The organism is Streptomyces sp. JL2001, assembly GCF_050917515.1.
Taxonomy (GTDB): Bacteria; Actinomycetota; Actinomycetes; order Streptomycetales; family Streptomycetaceae; genus Streptomyces.
Map to the genome: position 1 here is coordinate 1,570,213 of NZ_CP169421.1, position 13,702 is coordinate 1,583,914.

The 13,702-nt window shown below is 74.4% G+C and carries 10 protein-coding genes; 4 read left to right on the forward strand and 6 right to left on the reverse strand.

Features of this window, described 5'->3' with window-relative positions; genetic code table 11:
• The first annotated feature begins 15 nt into the window (after positions 1–15).
• On the forward strand, positions 16–1,494 hold the full coding sequence (locus ACE1OA_RS06840) for an aldehyde dehydrogenase family protein (protein WP_384872009.1): 1,479 nt from the start codon (positions 16–18) through the stop codon (positions 1,492–1,494).
• A gap of 184 nt (positions 1,495–1,678) precedes the next feature.
• Here ACE1OA_RS06840 and ACE1OA_RS06845 read toward each other — a convergent pair whose 3' ends face one another.
• The 5 genes from ACE1OA_RS06845 to ACE1OA_RS06865 form a co-directional block, all read right to left on the reverse strand.
• Positions 1,679–2,956 carry an AMP-binding protein gene (locus tag ACE1OA_RS06845; protein ID WP_384870551.1) on the reverse strand — a complete coding sequence of 426 codons (1,278 nt, stop codon included), beginning with the start codon at positions 2,954–2,956 and terminating at the stop codon, positions 1,679–1,681.
• Between the two features lie 55 nt (positions 2,957–3,011).
• Positions 3,012–4,274, reverse strand: a complete 1,263-nt coding sequence (locus ACE1OA_RS06850; protein ID WP_356608647.1) for a cation:proton antiporter — start codon at positions 4,272–4,274, stop codon at positions 3,012–3,014.
• Between the two features lie 213 nt (positions 4,275–4,487).
• A complete protein-coding gene (locus ACE1OA_RS06855; protein ID WP_386546299.1) occupies positions 4,488–6,416 on the reverse strand; it encodes an AfsR/SARP family transcriptional regulator in 1,929 nt (642 codons plus the stop codon).
• 99 nt (positions 6,417–6,515) lie between these two features.
• On the reverse strand, positions 6,516–7,862 hold the full coding sequence (locus tag ACE1OA_RS06860) for a salicylate synthase (protein WP_356608651.1): 1,347 nt from the start codon (positions 7,860–7,862) through the stop codon (positions 6,516–6,518).
• Positions 7,863–8,750: 888 nt separating this feature from the next.
• The gene (locus ACE1OA_RS06865) at positions 8,751–9,113 is read right to left on the reverse strand and encodes a hypothetical protein (protein WP_432752476.1); all 363 of its coding nucleotides are present in this window, start codon (positions 9,111–9,113) and stop codon (positions 8,751–8,753) included.
• Positions 9,114–9,284: 171 nt separating this feature from the next.
• On the opposite strand from ACE1OA_RS06865, the gene ACE1OA_RS06870 reads away from it, so the two are divergent.
• From ACE1OA_RS06870 to ACE1OA_RS06880, 3 genes are all read left to right on the forward strand, one after another.
• Entirely contained in the window at positions 9,285–9,974 is a 690-nt protein-coding gene (locus tag ACE1OA_RS06870) for a TetR/AcrR family transcriptional regulator (protein WP_432752477.1), read from the forward strand.
• On the forward strand, positions 9,971–11,212 hold the full coding sequence (locus ACE1OA_RS06875; protein WP_356608657.1) for a saccharopine dehydrogenase NADP-binding domain-containing protein: 1,242 nt from the start codon (positions 9,971–9,973) through the stop codon (positions 11,210–11,212). The genes ACE1OA_RS06870 and ACE1OA_RS06875 overlap by 4 nt, the downstream gene beginning before the upstream one ends.
• A gap of 125 nt (positions 11,213–11,337) precedes the next feature.
• Positions 11,338–12,024, forward strand: coding sequence for a TetR/AcrR family transcriptional regulator (locus ACE1OA_RS06880; RefSeq protein ID WP_356608659.1), 687 nt, complete (start codon positions 11,338–11,340; stop codon positions 12,022–12,024).
• An 82-nt stretch (positions 12,025–12,106) separates the two neighbouring features.
• On the opposite strand, the gene ACE1OA_RS06885 is transcribed toward ACE1OA_RS06880, so the two are convergent.
• The gene (locus ACE1OA_RS06885) at positions 12,107–13,702 is read right to left on the reverse strand and encodes a (2,3-dihydroxybenzoyl)adenylate synthase (protein WP_432752478.1); all 1,596 of its coding nucleotides are present in this window, start codon (positions 13,700–13,702) and stop codon (positions 12,107–12,109) included.

The following is a 13,702-nucleotide window of genomic DNA, read 5'->3' on the forward strand; positions in this document are numbered from 1 at the left end:
CGACAGGAGGAACACATGACGAGCCTTCTCGACGGTGATCTGCTCACCGGCGCCGTGTCGGGCGGCGGCCGGCGCGCCGGAGCCGGCGGCACCGGCACGGCCGGCACGGTCGACGTCGTCGAACCGGCCACCGGCAAGACGCTCGCCGTCGTCGGCCTCGCCGACGCGGCGGACGTCGGACGCGCCGTGTCGGTGGCCGCCCGGGCGCAGCCGGACTGGGGCGCGGTGCCGGCCGCCGGCCGCGCCGCGGTGCTGCGGCGCGCGGCGGCGCTCCTGGAGGAGCACCGGGCCGAGGTCGCCCGCTGGCTGGTCCGGGAGGGCGGCGCGGTGCGGGCGAAGGCCGAGTTCGAGATCGCGGACGCGGTGGAAGAGCTGCTCCAGGCGTCGGCCCTGCCCACCCAGCCGCACGGGCAGGTGCTGCCGTCCGAGCCCGGGCGGTCGAGCACGGCCCGCCGGGTGCCGCTGGGTGTGGTCGGGGTGATCAGCCCGTGGAACGTGCCGCTGCTCCTCGCGCTGCGTTCGGTGGCGCCCGCGCTGGCGCTGGGCAACGCCGTCCTCCTCAAGCCCGACGTCCGCACGGCCGTCTCGGGCGGCCTGGTCGTGGCCCGGCTGTTCGAGGAGGCGGGGCTCCCCGCGGGTGTCCTCCAGGTCCTGGCGGGCGACGCGGTCGCCGGCCGGGCGCTCACCGGGCATCCGGCGGTCGCCATGGTCTCCTTCACCGGTTCGACGGCCGTCGGCCGGGAGGTGGGGGCCGCCGCCGGGCGCACGCTGAAGCGCGTCTCGCTCGAACTGGGCGGGAACAACGCGCTGATCGTCCTCGACGACGCCGATCTGGAGTCGGCGGCGGCGGCCGGTGCCTTCTCGTCCTTCTTCCACCAGGGCCAGATCTGCATGGCCGCAGGCCGGCACATCGTCCACGCGTCGGTCGCCGACGCGTACGTGCGGCTGCTCACCGAGCGGGCCGTACGCCTGACGGCGGGCGACCCGTGGACCGATGCGGTCGACCTGGGCCCGATGATCGACGCGGGTCAGCTCGCCCGCACCCACCGGATGGTGGCCGACAGCGTCGCGGCGGGTGCCGTCCTGCGCTGCGGCGGCGTCCCGGACGGCCCGTTCTATCCGGCGACCGTGGTCACCGGAGTCACCCGCGCGATGCCGGTGTTCACCGAGGAGGTGTTCGGTCCGGTGGCGCCCGTGGTGGTGGTCGCGGACGACGACGAGGCGGTCGCCGTCGCCGGGGACACCGAGTACGGCCTGGTGGCCGCGGTGCGGACGGGATCGGTGGAACGCGGTCTGCGGCTGGCCGACCGGTTGCGGACGGGGATGATCCACGTCAACGACGGGACGGTGAACCACCAGGCGGTGGTGCCGTTCGGCGGCTTCGGCGCCTCGGGGAACGGAGCCCGGCACGGGGCGCAGTACAGCTGGGACTCGTACACCCAGTGGCAGTGGATCACCGCGCGGAGCGGGGCCCCGGTCGGCGGGCGGTCCTGAGCGACGGCGGTCTCGCGTGGGCCGGGCCGGGGCGGGACACCTCCCCGGCCCGGCCCACGTGCCGTGAACCAGAGGGTGCCCGGTACCGGCGGGACCCGTGCGGGGTGAAGGCCCCGGCGTCGGGCGGGGCCTTCACCCTGCGGGCGGGCGTGGGAGGGCCGGGTGTCCCGGTGACGCGGCGTCCTCAGGCCGTCCGGCCCGTCCTCGCGTACGACGGCGGGGCGGGCACGGCCGGGGCCGGCCCCCCGGTGATCTCCAGCGCGCCGTCCGGGAGCCACCGGCCGCCGAACCCGGAGCCGAGCGGCGCCCCCGGCCGGCCGGCGGCGCGTTCGCCGATGACGTCGAAGGGCAGGGTCCGCCCGCTCGCGCAGACCTCGCCGACCTCGCCGGCGCGCAGCGCGTCCCCGAGGACGTCCCGCACGCTGAGCCGTACGCCAGGGGCCGGACCGACGACGGGGGCGCCGCTCGCGTCCGGCCCCGCGGGGAACACCCCCACGGCCCAGGGCAGCACGCTGCCGCCCGGCGCGAACTCCGCCCGCAGGGCGGTGTCCGGCAGGACCTCGGTGTGCCGCGCGGCGAGCGCAGGCGGGCAGGGGGCGCCGACGAGCAGCACCGACCGCGGCGGGGAGAAGGGCGGCGCGGCGGCCAGGGCGTCGAGCAGCGCCGGGTACTCCCCCGTCCCGCAGACCGCCACGACCCCGCCGAGGGCGGCCGGGCCGAAGCCGTCCGGCTGCGCGTGGAGCGTGCTGCCGGAGCCGAAGGCCCACCACATCGCGGACAGGGTGGCCGCCCCGGTGGGCTGTTCGGCGACGGTGACGGTCTGCCCGGCCGGCCCGGCCTTCGCCGACCTGGCGGCCATCGCCAGGTGCCAGGCGCGATGGTCGACGAGGTGGCCCGAACGCCACAGCCCGCCCTCGCCGGCCGTCAGCAGGTACGCGGGTTCGGTGGGCGCCGAGCGGGGCAGGGCGCGGTCGAGCGGCCGGGCGCCGATCCGCTTCCACAGCTCCGGGTCGTCCAGGGCGAGACGCTGGAACCGCCCGCCGTGGCCCCAGCGGTCGTGTGTCGTCAGGCTGCACAGCACCGCCCCGGCGCCGCTGACCGCCGCGACGGCGGCGGTCTGGCCGGCCGGCACGTCCCGGGGCACGGGCACGCACACGCCGCCGGCCTTCAGCACCGCCAGGTGGGCCACGAGCGCCTGCCGGTGGTCGGCGCACTGCACGACGACGGGGTCGCCGAGCTGGACCCCGGTCCGCAGCAGTGCGGTGGCCAGCCGCGAGGACAGGACGTCGGCCTTGCCGTACGAGAGCTGGTGCGGGCCCTCCCGGACCACGACGGCCCGCGGGTGCCGCCGGGCCGCCCGGGTGAAGAGGCCGTCGAGCGTCCGGGCCGACTCGGGCGGACGGGCCGCACGGCGGGCCGCGGGTCGGGGTCTTGCGGTGTCGCGGAGTTCGGCCGAGAGCATCGCTGCGGCTCCTTCTGCTCCTGCGGGGGTCCTGTCCGCTCGGACGGGACTGCCCTCAAGCGGACGGTGTGACGGACCGCCTGGTCTCGCGCCGCTCCTCCGTCTCCGGCACGACCACGGGCTTGGCGTACGTCCGGGTCAGCAGGGGGCCGGTCATCGCGGTGGTCACCAGGGCCATGACGACGAGCAGGGAGTACAGGTCTCCGTCGAGCAGCCCGGCCTGGAGCCCGACGCCGAGGATGACCAGTTCGGTCAGTCCCCGGGTGTTCATCAGGGCGGCCAGGGCCGTGGCCGGCCGGCCGGGCAGACCGGCGGTGCGGGCGGCGAGGTACGTTCCGCCGAACTTGCCCGCCACGGCGACGAGCAGGACGGCGGCCAGTTCGGTGGTCTCGGCCCAGCCGAACTGGCGGAGGTCGACCTTGAGTCCGGCGACCACGAAGTAGACCGGCAGCAGCACCGAGGTCACGTTCCGGGTGTGCTGCATCAGGTCGCCGCGCAGCCGGTCCCCGCACTCCGCGGGCACGATCAGGCCGAAGAGGAAGGCGCCGAAGATGTAGTGCATGCCCATGAACTCGGTGGCGGCGCCGCAGAGCAGAGCTCCGATGAGCACCTGTGCCAGCAGCCACGGCGTCGCCGGACCGCGCCCGTCGCCCCGCGTCATCAGCCGGCGCAGCCAGGGGCGGACGAGCAGGACCAGCAGCAGCACGAACGGGATCATCAGGGCGACGCGCCACATCCCCCCGTGCCCGCTGCCGACGGCGGCCTGCACGCCGGCGAGGGCGGTCCAGGCCACGATGTCCACCAGGGCCGCCGTGGCCAGGGCTATGCCGCCGAGCGTGGACTTGGCCAGTCCCCGGTCGGAGAGGATCCGGGCCAGGACGGGGAAGGCGGTCACGGACACGGCGAGACCGATGAAGACGATGAACGCGGCCTTCTGCTCGGTCGGGTGGTCGCGGAGCAGGTAGAACCCGAGCCCGGTGCCCAGGACGAAGGGCACGGCGGTCGAACCGACGCTGACGGCCGCGGCCATCCTGCCCCGGCCGCGCAGGGCCTGGCGTTCGATCTCGAGCCCCACGCCGAACATGAAGAGCGTGACGCCGACGTCGGCCATCGCGCTGAGCAGCGGTCTGACGTCGGTGGGGAAGAGGGTGTCGGACACGGCCCCGTCGAGGAGGGTCGGCCCGAGGAGGACGCCGGCCAGGATCTCGCCCACGACGGGGGGCTGTCCGATCCTGGTCGCGAGGTACCCCAGCCCCTGGGCGAGCACCAGGATCAGGGCGAGGTCGAAGAGGAGGAGGGCCACCTGATGGCTGTTCATACCTGTTGTGCTCGCTCCCTGGTCTCGGACGGGGGGAACCGGCGTCGTACCGGGCCGGTGGAGTGATCGCGACCAGTCTTCCGGGAGCGCCTACAGATGGTCTGAAGGGTCTCTGCCCGTCTCCCCCGGGCACGGGCGGGCCGTCGCGGACGCGCGGGTACCCCGTGCGCGTCGCCGCGGCACGGGGTACGGGGCGGGCACGGTGGCCCTGGTTCAGGCGACCGAGGCGGCTCCGGCTCCCTGGAGCAGCCGGGCGACGGCGGCGCTGCGGTGGGTCAGCGGCTCGCGCTCGGCGCACTCGGCGGCGTAGAGCCGCATCAGCTCGTGGAAGCGGTACTCGCCCCGGTCCGCCTCCACCAGCAGATGGCGGGCCGCCAGCAGCCGCAGTGTCCGGGCCGCCTCGGGTTCCGACATGCCGGTCAGGTCGGCGGCGGTGGACACGGTGATCAGGCCGTCGCTGAACAGACCGAGGAGCCGGAACATCCGGGCCGCCTCGGCGGACAGCGCCTGGTAGGAGGTCTCGAAGAGCGCGTGCAGGCTCGTCGAACTGTCCCCCGGTGTCGTCATCCGGTCGAGTCTGCCGTGCTCCACGGCGAAGTGCTCGACGAGCGAGGCGAGCGGCACGTCCCGGTTGGCGGCCAGGGTCTCGGCCATGATGCGCAGCGCCAGCGGGAGGCCGCCGGACAGGCCCACCAGCCGCCGGGCGACCGACTCGTGGTGGCGCAGCCGGTCCCCGCTCAGGCATCCGAGCAGCCGCAGGGCGTCCTGGGTGCCGAGCGGACCGAGCCGCAGGAGGTGGGCGCCGTCGCGGACCGCGAGTCCGCCGAGCCGCTGCCGGCTGGTGCTGAGCACGCAGGAGGACCCGCGCGGGATGAGCGGACGCAGCTGGTCGGCGCTGAGTACGTCGTCGAGCATGACGAGCATCCGCTTGCCGTGCAGCAGGCTGCGGTAGAGCGTCGCGCGGCTCGCGAGGTCGGCGGGGATGCGCGAGCCCTCCACCCCGAGACTGCGCAGCACCTGCAGCAGGGCGTCGGAGGCGCTCAGGGAGCGTCCCTGCATGCTCGTCCCGTGCAGGTCGACGTAGATCTGACCGTCCGGGAAGTGCTCCGAGAGCCGGTGCGCCAGCTCCAGGGCGAAGGCGCTCTTGCCGACGCCGGCCGGTCCGTCGATGACGGCGACGGGGGTCGAGGCGCCGCGCCGGCCGTGGTTCTCGGTCAGCAGCCGCTCCAGGTGGGCCAGTTCCCGCGACCGTCCGACGAATCCCCGCGCCACGGGCGGCAGCTGGGCCGGCCGCGGTGTCTCGGGGAGGACGATGCCGGCGGCCGGTGTCTCGCCGCCGGGGGGCCAGGAGGCGGGGGTGGCGCCCCCGGATCCGGTGGCCACCGGGGTGACCGGCCGGCCGGCGAGGATCTGCTGGTGCAGGACGCGCAGTTCGGCGCCCGGGTCGATGCCGAGCTCGTGGCGGAGCAGCCGCCGGGTCTCGGCGTAGACCTCCAGGGCGTGTGCCTGGCGGCCGCACCGGTAGAGCGCGTTCATCAGCAGCCAGCGCAGCTTCTCGCGCAGCGGCTCCTCGGCCACGGCGCCGAGCAGCACGGTGACCGCCTCGACCGGCCGGTCGGCGTCCAGCATGTCCGCGGCCCATTCCTCGACCGCCGTCAGCCGCATGTCCTGGAGCCGGGTGCGCTCCATGGCGGCGAAGGGCCCGGGGACGCCGGAGTGCGCCTCGCCGTGCCAGAGCGACAGCGCGGCCTCGGCCAGTTCGAGGGCCTCGGGCAGTCGCCCCTCGGCCCGTGCGCGGCGGGCCTGTGCGTGCCGGAGGGCGAAGAGCGTCGCGTCGACGGTGGACGGATCGGTCTGCAGCGCGTACCCGCCGGCCGTGGAGACGAGCAGGTCGCCGCTCTCCCTCCTGCTGCGCTCCGGCTCCAGCACCCGGCGCAGTCCGGCGACGTAGGTGTGGACGCCGTTGGCGGCGGTCTGGGGGATGTTGCCGCCCCAGACGGCGTCGATGATCTGCTCGACGCTCACGACGTCGTTCGCCCGGCCGGCGAGCAGCGCGAAGACCGCGCGTTGTTTGGGTGGTCCGAGGACGACTTCCCGTCCGTGCCGCCAGGCCCGCACCGGGCCAAGCAGCTGTACACACAAGGGCTCCCCCGTTGTCGGCATGGCCTTGCCGCCTCCTGAGATCGTTGTCGCGGTCACGGGACCGCTCTGCTGCCAGTGGTGGGAACGCACGGACGTGTCTCAGGCGTCGCGCGTGGCGTCGTCGCCCCCTGTGCCGGTCGCGCGGGCCACCAGGCGGTCCGCGACACACCGCAGCTTCTCCCGCGTCTCCTCCAGTTCGCGGTCGGGCACGGAGTGCTCGACGATGCCGGCGCCCGCCCTCAGCCAGGTCGCCCCGTCGCGGCGGAACACGCTGCGCAGGGCGAGGGCGGCGTCCATGGAGCCGTCGCGCGCCACGGTCATCACGGTTCCGGCGTAGAGGCCGCGCTCCGTCGGCTCGTGGGCGCAGATGCTCTCGTACGCGGCGTGCTTGGGCACGCCGGAGGCGGTGACGGCCGGGAAGACGGCGGCGAACGCGTCCCAGGGGCTGGCGCCCTCAGGCATCCGGCCGACCACCCGGGACGCCAGGTGCTGGACCGAGCCCCGCTCCTTGACGACCATGTACTCCTCCACGACGACCGTCTCCGGCTTGCACGGTCCGGCGAGTTCGTCGACGGCGACCTTCACGGAGATGGCGTGCTCGTGGAGTTCCTTGGGGTCGGCGAGGAGTCGTTCCCGCAGCCGCCGGTCCTCCTCCGGGTCGCCGGTCAGCGCCCGGGTGCCGGCCAGGGGCTGGCTGGAGACCCGCCCGTCGATGCCGACCTCGACCACGGTCTCCGGGCTGAAGCCGAGCGCCTGGAGGCCGCCCATGTTCAACAGGAAGGAGCGGGCGGGGGTGTTGGCGCGCCGTCCGACGACGTAGCTGGCGGGGAAGTCGACGTCGGCGGGGGCGGGTACGGCGCGGGAGACGACGGCCTTCTGGAGTTCCCCGGCGCGGATCCGGTCCACGACCTCGCCGACGGCCACCCGGTAGTCCTCGGCGCCCACCTCCAGGTCGACCGAAACAGGCCGAACGACTATGTCAGGTTCAGACTCCAGTTCGACCACGAACTTCCGTACGGCGTCGATCTCCTCGGCGTCCAGACCGCGCACGTGCGCCGCCTTCCCGGTGAGCCGCACCTCGGTCCGGGGGACCACGAGGTGGAGCAGCACGTCGTTGGCGACGGGGCGGCCGGCGACGGCGTAGGCGAGCTCGAAGGCGCTCCAGCCGTACGCCCGCCAGTCGGCCAGGTCGAGACCGTCGAGGAAGGCCCGGACCTGGGCCAACGGGTCTCCCTCCCAGGGCCGTTCGGTGGTGACTCCGTGCTTCGTACATCGCACCGAATGAGGTTTCAGTACGACTTCGGCGGCGACCCCGCCGGCCACCGACCAGGCGTCGGGGCTCTCGTAGACCACGTAGGTGTCGAACAGGCCCGAGGCGGCCAGGCCCGAGGCGACGGCGAGCGGTTCGATCGCCGTGTTCAGCACGGTGGACCGGTAGAACTCCATGTCTCTTCCTCCTGCAGCATTACGACCGACATTGACCACGATGCGCGAGGCGACTCGACCCGGGCGGCATCGGTCCGCGCGGCGAGCGGACGTGAGCACCACAGAACCCGGGCTGGGGAAACAATGGCCATGCGTGAAGTGAATCCGCAGCGTCCCCCGCCCACAGGAAAGGAACGCCGAAAACCACTCGACCGAAAATTCTCGACGGAGAATCAGAAGAATGACAACGTTGCGCCCGACGAACAGGCGCGAAGGAAACGGCACCGGTCCAGGGAGGCGGGAGAGGCGCACGGCACACCGCCGGACGGACGGGGTGCGGACAGCGCGACGCGTCCACGGGCACGCCGCGCCGGGCCGGGCCCGTACTCCTCCGTCACCCGAGGAACGGCAGCCTCACCTCGGACGTTGCCGTCACACGACGAACCGCCCGCCGGCACCCGGTGGCGCAGGCGGAGACACGCCGACGCACCCGGTGCCGAAGCCGGCGACGCCGTCGTCACGGATACGCTCCGGCACGGCGACGGACGTACGGAGTCCCGCTCCGGTCGACACAGCTCGCCATTCGCACTGAAAAGACATCATTACCCCGGTGGGCCGAATCCCCCCTTGCCGCTCCAGGCTATTTCCCGAAGCGGTGTAACCGAGGTCGACTCTACCCAACCGCACCAGACCGAATCAACAAGTATCCGTTTCACGCTCGTTACTTGACTGCTTTTTGTCAGGTCGCGTTATAGATCTCCACGCACCCCGAACGGGAAATTGATTTCCCGTTCGGGGTGTTCGCGCGGGAGGCGGCCCGGCGCTTTTGCACGGGGGAGATACCGAGCCGCCGTGGCCCTCGTTGCCCGCGCCGCGAACCGGCGCGGGAGAGAACCAGTCCTCGTCGCGTCACGGCGCCCGGGAGCCCACCCGGCCAGGGGTCGCCGCGACCGTCGCGCAGCCCGTCCGCCGAGCGGCCCGGCCGGCGGCGGCCCGGGGTCCCGCGCCGGATCCGCGGTCGCGCCGGCGCGGGGACGGAGGCACCCGGCCCGCCCCCGGGTCGGCGAGGGCCCACCCGCACCGCCCGACCGCCACGGGGAGCATCGCCGCCAGCCACACGGCGGGGACGGCCGGCCAGACCCCGGACAGCCGCCAGGCGCGCGCCGCGCCGAGGACGAACAGGCCCGCGACCACCGCCCCGAGGAGCAGCCCGACGACGCCGGGCAGGGCGGCGAAGGGCGCCTGCCCGCGGCGCTGGGCTGCCTCTCGCACGGATCCTCCCGACGTTTTTTATACTCGTAAGACGTACGCGTACAATAACTGTAGCCCCGGGCACCTGTCGTTGTCACCCCCGGCCTCAAGTCCCCAGCCCAGCGGGGTGTTTCGGCCGACGGACAGAGCAACGGACCGGACCGTTCCACGATCTCCGACGGGAGAAGCACGATGAAGCCCCGAAACGGCCGCAGAGGCGCGGCGCGGCGACCGGCGCCGCTGTCGCAGGAGTCGATCGTCACGGCTGCGCTGCGCATCCTCGACCAGGAGGGCCCCCGGCAGCTGTCGATGCGACGGCTCGCGAAGGAGCTCTCCATCACGCCGATGGCGCTCTACCACCACGTGCAGGACAAGCACGAGTTGCTGCTCCTGCTCCTCGCCTCCCTGTCCCGCGACCGGCCCCGCCCCGTCCTGCCGGACGACCCCCGCGAGCGGCTGGTGGCCGCCGCCCAGCTGCTCCACGACGTCCTCGCCCAGTACCCCTTCCTGACCGAGATCCTCGCCTCGCCCGACCTGCTCGCCGTCTCGGCCCTGTGGGTCATGGAGGCGCTGCTCGACGCGGCGGTCGAATGCGGGCTCACCCTCGAACAGGCGGCCCAGGCGCATCAGGCCATCTGGCACTACACGGTGGGGGTCCTGCTGATCCGGACGACCCGGATCCAGCACCACGCGGAGCTGACCCGGCCCACCCAGCGCGAGCAGGTGTTCGCCACGCTGCCGGCCGAGGAGTTCCCCCGGGTCACCTCGCTCGCCGACCGGTGGGGGCCGCTGACGACCCGTGACACCCATCGCGAGGGCCTGGAGGACATCGTCGAGGGGCTGCTCGGACCGCGGCCGGAGCGCCCGGGGGGCCTCGCATGACCACGGCCGGCACACCCCTGATCGGGATCATCGGCGGCTACGGCCGCGTCGGCGGTGCCGCCGCCCGGGTCCTGGCCGCCGAGTGCGGCTACCGCCTGCGTGTGGGCGGGCGTTCCGCCGACGCGGCCTGGTCCCTGGCCCGCAGGCTCGGCGACGGGTCCGAGGCGGCGGTGGTGGACGCCGTCGACAGCCAGAGCCTGCGGCACTTCACCCGGGGATGCGCCACCGTGCTCGACTGCTCGGGCACCGCCTTCGTGCTGCGCGGCGCCGTCCGCCGGTCCGTCCTGGCGGCGGGCGCGCACTACGTCGGCATGACGGACGACGGCGGGCCCCGCACCCCCCACGGCCCCGCCGCGGCCGTCCTGTTCACCGGCCTGGCGGGCACGCTGGCCGGCTGGCTCCCCCGCCTGCTGGCCGACGGGCTCGCCTCGGCGACGTGCTTCGACGGCTGGTACGGCGGACTCGGCGCGGTCAGCCCGCACGCGGCGGTCTCCGGGCTGCTGGCCAGGCGCCGCGCGCTCGACGTCCCGGCCGGCGCGTGGACCGGCGCCCCCACCCGTGACGGCTCGCCCGACGGGCCCTTCGGCGGACCCCTCGCCGCGGCCCCCGGGGATCGCCCCGGCCCTTCGCTCCCCGCACCGCCGGGCGGTGAAACGCCCCTGGCCGCCCGGGAGTCGCAGCCTCCGTGGCCCCTGCCGGCCCGCCCCGCCGCGGTCCACCGGATCCTGCCCGAGGAGCTGCGCCGCCAGATGTACCGGCTGTGCCTGGAGGAGGCACGGTGGCGCGAGGTCTTCCCGGGGCCCGCGACACCCGCCGTCCTGGACCGGCTCGCCGGACGGCCGCAGGGGGCGCTCGACGCCAGGACTCTCCTGGGCGTCGCCCGGGAGCTGTCCAGGGCGAGTCGCCTGGATGCGGAGAGGATCTCCTCGTATGCGATGACATATGGCACGCTGGACGGGCTCACGCCCGACGGTCTCACCGTGCGGCGGAGCGCACTGATGCACTGCACGGACGTGTCCGGCCTCGCCGGGGTCATCGCCGCGGCCACCGCGCACGAGGCCACCGGGGGCCGGTTGACGTCCGGTGTCCATGTGGCGGCGGATACGCTGCCGCCCGAGGGCACCGCGGACTGGATCGTCCGGCACCTCCCACGGGCGACCGTGCGGAGGACGGAGATCCCGACCGGCGGGACGGGCAGGACGACGTCCACGCCGGTGGCCGCCCGACGTCCCGGGTGAGGACGTCGCCGCGCGGCAGGGAGCGCAGGGCGACCGTACGCGGACCACCGCACCCCGCAGCGCTCGGCCGTCCGCCGGGCGCGGGAACCGACCTCACCCGACCGGATCGACAGGAAGACACACGGATGACGCCTCGTACCCGAAGCACCGGCAGGATCGGCCGCCCTCCCCGGCTGTCCCAGGAGGCCATCCTCACGGCGGCCCAGCGCATCCTGGACGAGGAAGGCCCCGAGCACCTGTCGATGCGTCGGCTGGCGCAGGAGCTGTCGAGCACCGCGATGGCCCTGTACCACCACGTGCGCGACAAGGACGAACTGCTGCTCCTGCTGCTCGAGCGGCACGCCCAGGGCTTCGAGCGGCCCGAACTGCCCACCGACCCGCGGGAGCGGCTGATCTCGGCGAGCCAGGTGCTGCACGACATCCTCGCCGAGTGCCCGTGGATCGTGGAGGTCCTCGCCTCCGACGACCTGATGGCCGTCTCCGCCCTGTGGATCGTCGAGAACATGATCGACGCGGCGATCGAGTGCGGGCTCAGCCCCGAGGAGGCCGTCTACGCCTACCGGGTCATCTGGTACTACACCGCCGGCGAACTCACCATCCGCGTCAACCGCGAGCGGCACCACGCGGGTCTGGAGCGGCCGCCGCACCGCGACAAGGCCTTCGCCTCGCTGGCGCCGGAGGAGTTCCCGCGGCTCGCCTCGCTGGCCGCCCGGTGGGACGAGATCACCACCCGGGACACCCACCGTCAGGGGCTCGTCGCCATCGTCGACGGCCTGCTGTCCCGGACCGGCACCGAGCGCCGGACGGGATGACCGAAAGCCCGGACCGCCGCGCCGCGGGAGCGGCGCGGCGGTCCGGGTCCCTCCCGGGGGCTCGGGCCCCGGTCCCGGGCGGTCAGGCGTCCAACCGCGCCCGCAGGGCCCGCTTGTCGACCTTGCCGACACCGGTGAGCGGCAGCCGGTCCAGCACCACCAGCCGGTCGGGCACCTTGTACGCCGCGACCCCCCGTCCCCGCAGCGCCGCCTGCACGTCGCGCAGGGTCGGTGGGCGGGCCGGGTCGCGGGGGACGACGCAGGCGCAGGTCCGCTCCCCCATGTGCGGGTCGGGCAGTCCGATCACCGCGGCGGCGACGACCGGGACGGCGGCGAGCAGGTGCTCCTCCACCTCCTGCGTCGGGACCTTCTCCCCGCCGCGGTTGACCACGTCGTTGATCCGCCCGACCACCTGGAAGTCGCCTTCCGCGGTGCGCCGGACCAGGTCGCCGCTGCGGTAGTAGCCGTCCTCGGTGAACCGGGTCGCGTTGCGCTCCGGCGCCCGGTAGTAGCCGCGCAGGGTGTACGGCCCGCGGGTGAACAGCTCGCCGGTCTCGCCCGGTTCCGCGTCGGAACCGTCCTCCCGGACCACCCGGACCTCGTCGCCGGGCGACAGCGGCCTGCCCTGGGTATGGACGATCACGTCCTCGGGGTCGTCCAGCCGGGTGTAGTTGAGCAGGCCCTCGGCCATCCCGTACACCTGCTGGAGCGTGCCGCCGAGGGACTTGGTGACCTGTCGGGCCGTCTCCGGGTCGAGCCGCGCCCCGCCCACCTGCAGCACCCGGAGCGAGGACAGGTCGTGCTCCGTCCACTCCGCCGCGTCGAGCCAGAGCGGGACCAGCGGCGGCACCAGCGAGGTGACCGTCACGCCGGCCCGCTCGATCAGCGGGAAGCAGGCGTCCGCCGTGGGCGCAGGGGCGAGCACGGCGGTACCGCCGGCGCGCAGTGTGCCGAGGACGCCGGGGCAGGCCAGGGCGAAGTTGTGCTGGGCCGGCAGGGCGGCGAGGTACACGTCGTCCTCCCCCACCGCGCAGAGCCGTGCGCTCTCCCGGAGCTGGTAGGCGTAGTCGGCGTGGGTGCGCGGGATCAGCTTGGGCGGCCCCGAGGTGCCGCCGGAGAGCAGGAAGAGGGCCACGTCCTCGGGGTCCGGCGCGGGGAGTTCGACCGGGTCGGCGTCGAGGGAGGACAGGGCGGTGTACGGGCCGGGCTCACCGGCCACCAGCACGTGCCGGAGGCTGTCCGTCCGGTCGAGCACCTCCCGGGCGACCAGCCGGAAGTCGCAGCCGAGCACCTGGTCCGGGCACACGTAGGCGACGGCCCCCGCGGTGGCCACCAGGTGGGTGATCTCCGCGGAGCGGTGGGCGGGCAGGGCGTAGACGGGCAGCACCCCGGTCCGGAAGCAGGCCAGGCTGAGCACGATCAGCTCGGCCTCGTTGGGAAGGTGGACCACGATCCGGTCGCCGGCGGCGAGACCGGCCCGCAGCAGTCCGGCGGCCATCCGGTCGGCCGCCCGGTCGAGTTCGGCGTGGGTCAGGGTGCCGGCGGACGTCACCAGGGCGGCCGCGGTGTCCTGTGCGGGTGTCCGTGGCCAGGTGCCCAGGACGTCCGCGTTCCAGTACCCCTGCTCGCGGTAGGCGCGGGCCGTCGGTTCAGGCCACGGAACACAGCCTTCCTGCAT

Coding starts and splice junctions, on each gene's coding strand:
- ACE1OA_RS06885 (WP_432752478.1), bottom strand. CDS start 13,702: ATGCAGGAAGGCTGTGTTCCGTGGCCTGAACCGACGGCCCGCGCCTAC.
- ACE1OA_RS06880 (WP_356608659.1), top strand. CDS start 11,338: ATGACGCCTCGTACCCGAAGCACCGGCAGGATCGGCCGCCCTCCCCGG.
- ACE1OA_RS06860 (WP_356608651.1), bottom strand. CDS start 7,862: ATGGAGTTCTACCGGTCCACCGTGCTGAACACGGCGATCGAACCGCTC.
- ACE1OA_RS06845 (WP_384870551.1), bottom strand. CDS start 2,956: ATGCTCTCGGCCGAACTCCGCGACACCGCAAGACCCCGACCCGCGGCC.
- ACE1OA_RS06850 (WP_356608647.1), bottom strand. CDS start 4,274: ATGAACAGCCATCAGGTGGCCCTCCTCCTCTTCGACCTCGCCCTGATC.
- ACE1OA_RS06870 (WP_432752477.1), top strand. CDS start 9,285: ATGAAGCCCCGAAACGGCCGCAGAGGCGCGGCGCGGCGACCGGCGCCG.
- ACE1OA_RS06875 (WP_356608657.1), top strand. CDS start 9,971: ATGACCACGGCCGGCACACCCCTGATCGGGATCATCGGCGGCTACGGC.
- ACE1OA_RS06840 (WP_384872009.1), top strand. CDS start 16: ATGACGAGCCTTCTCGACGGTGATCTGCTCACCGGCGCCGTGTCGGGC.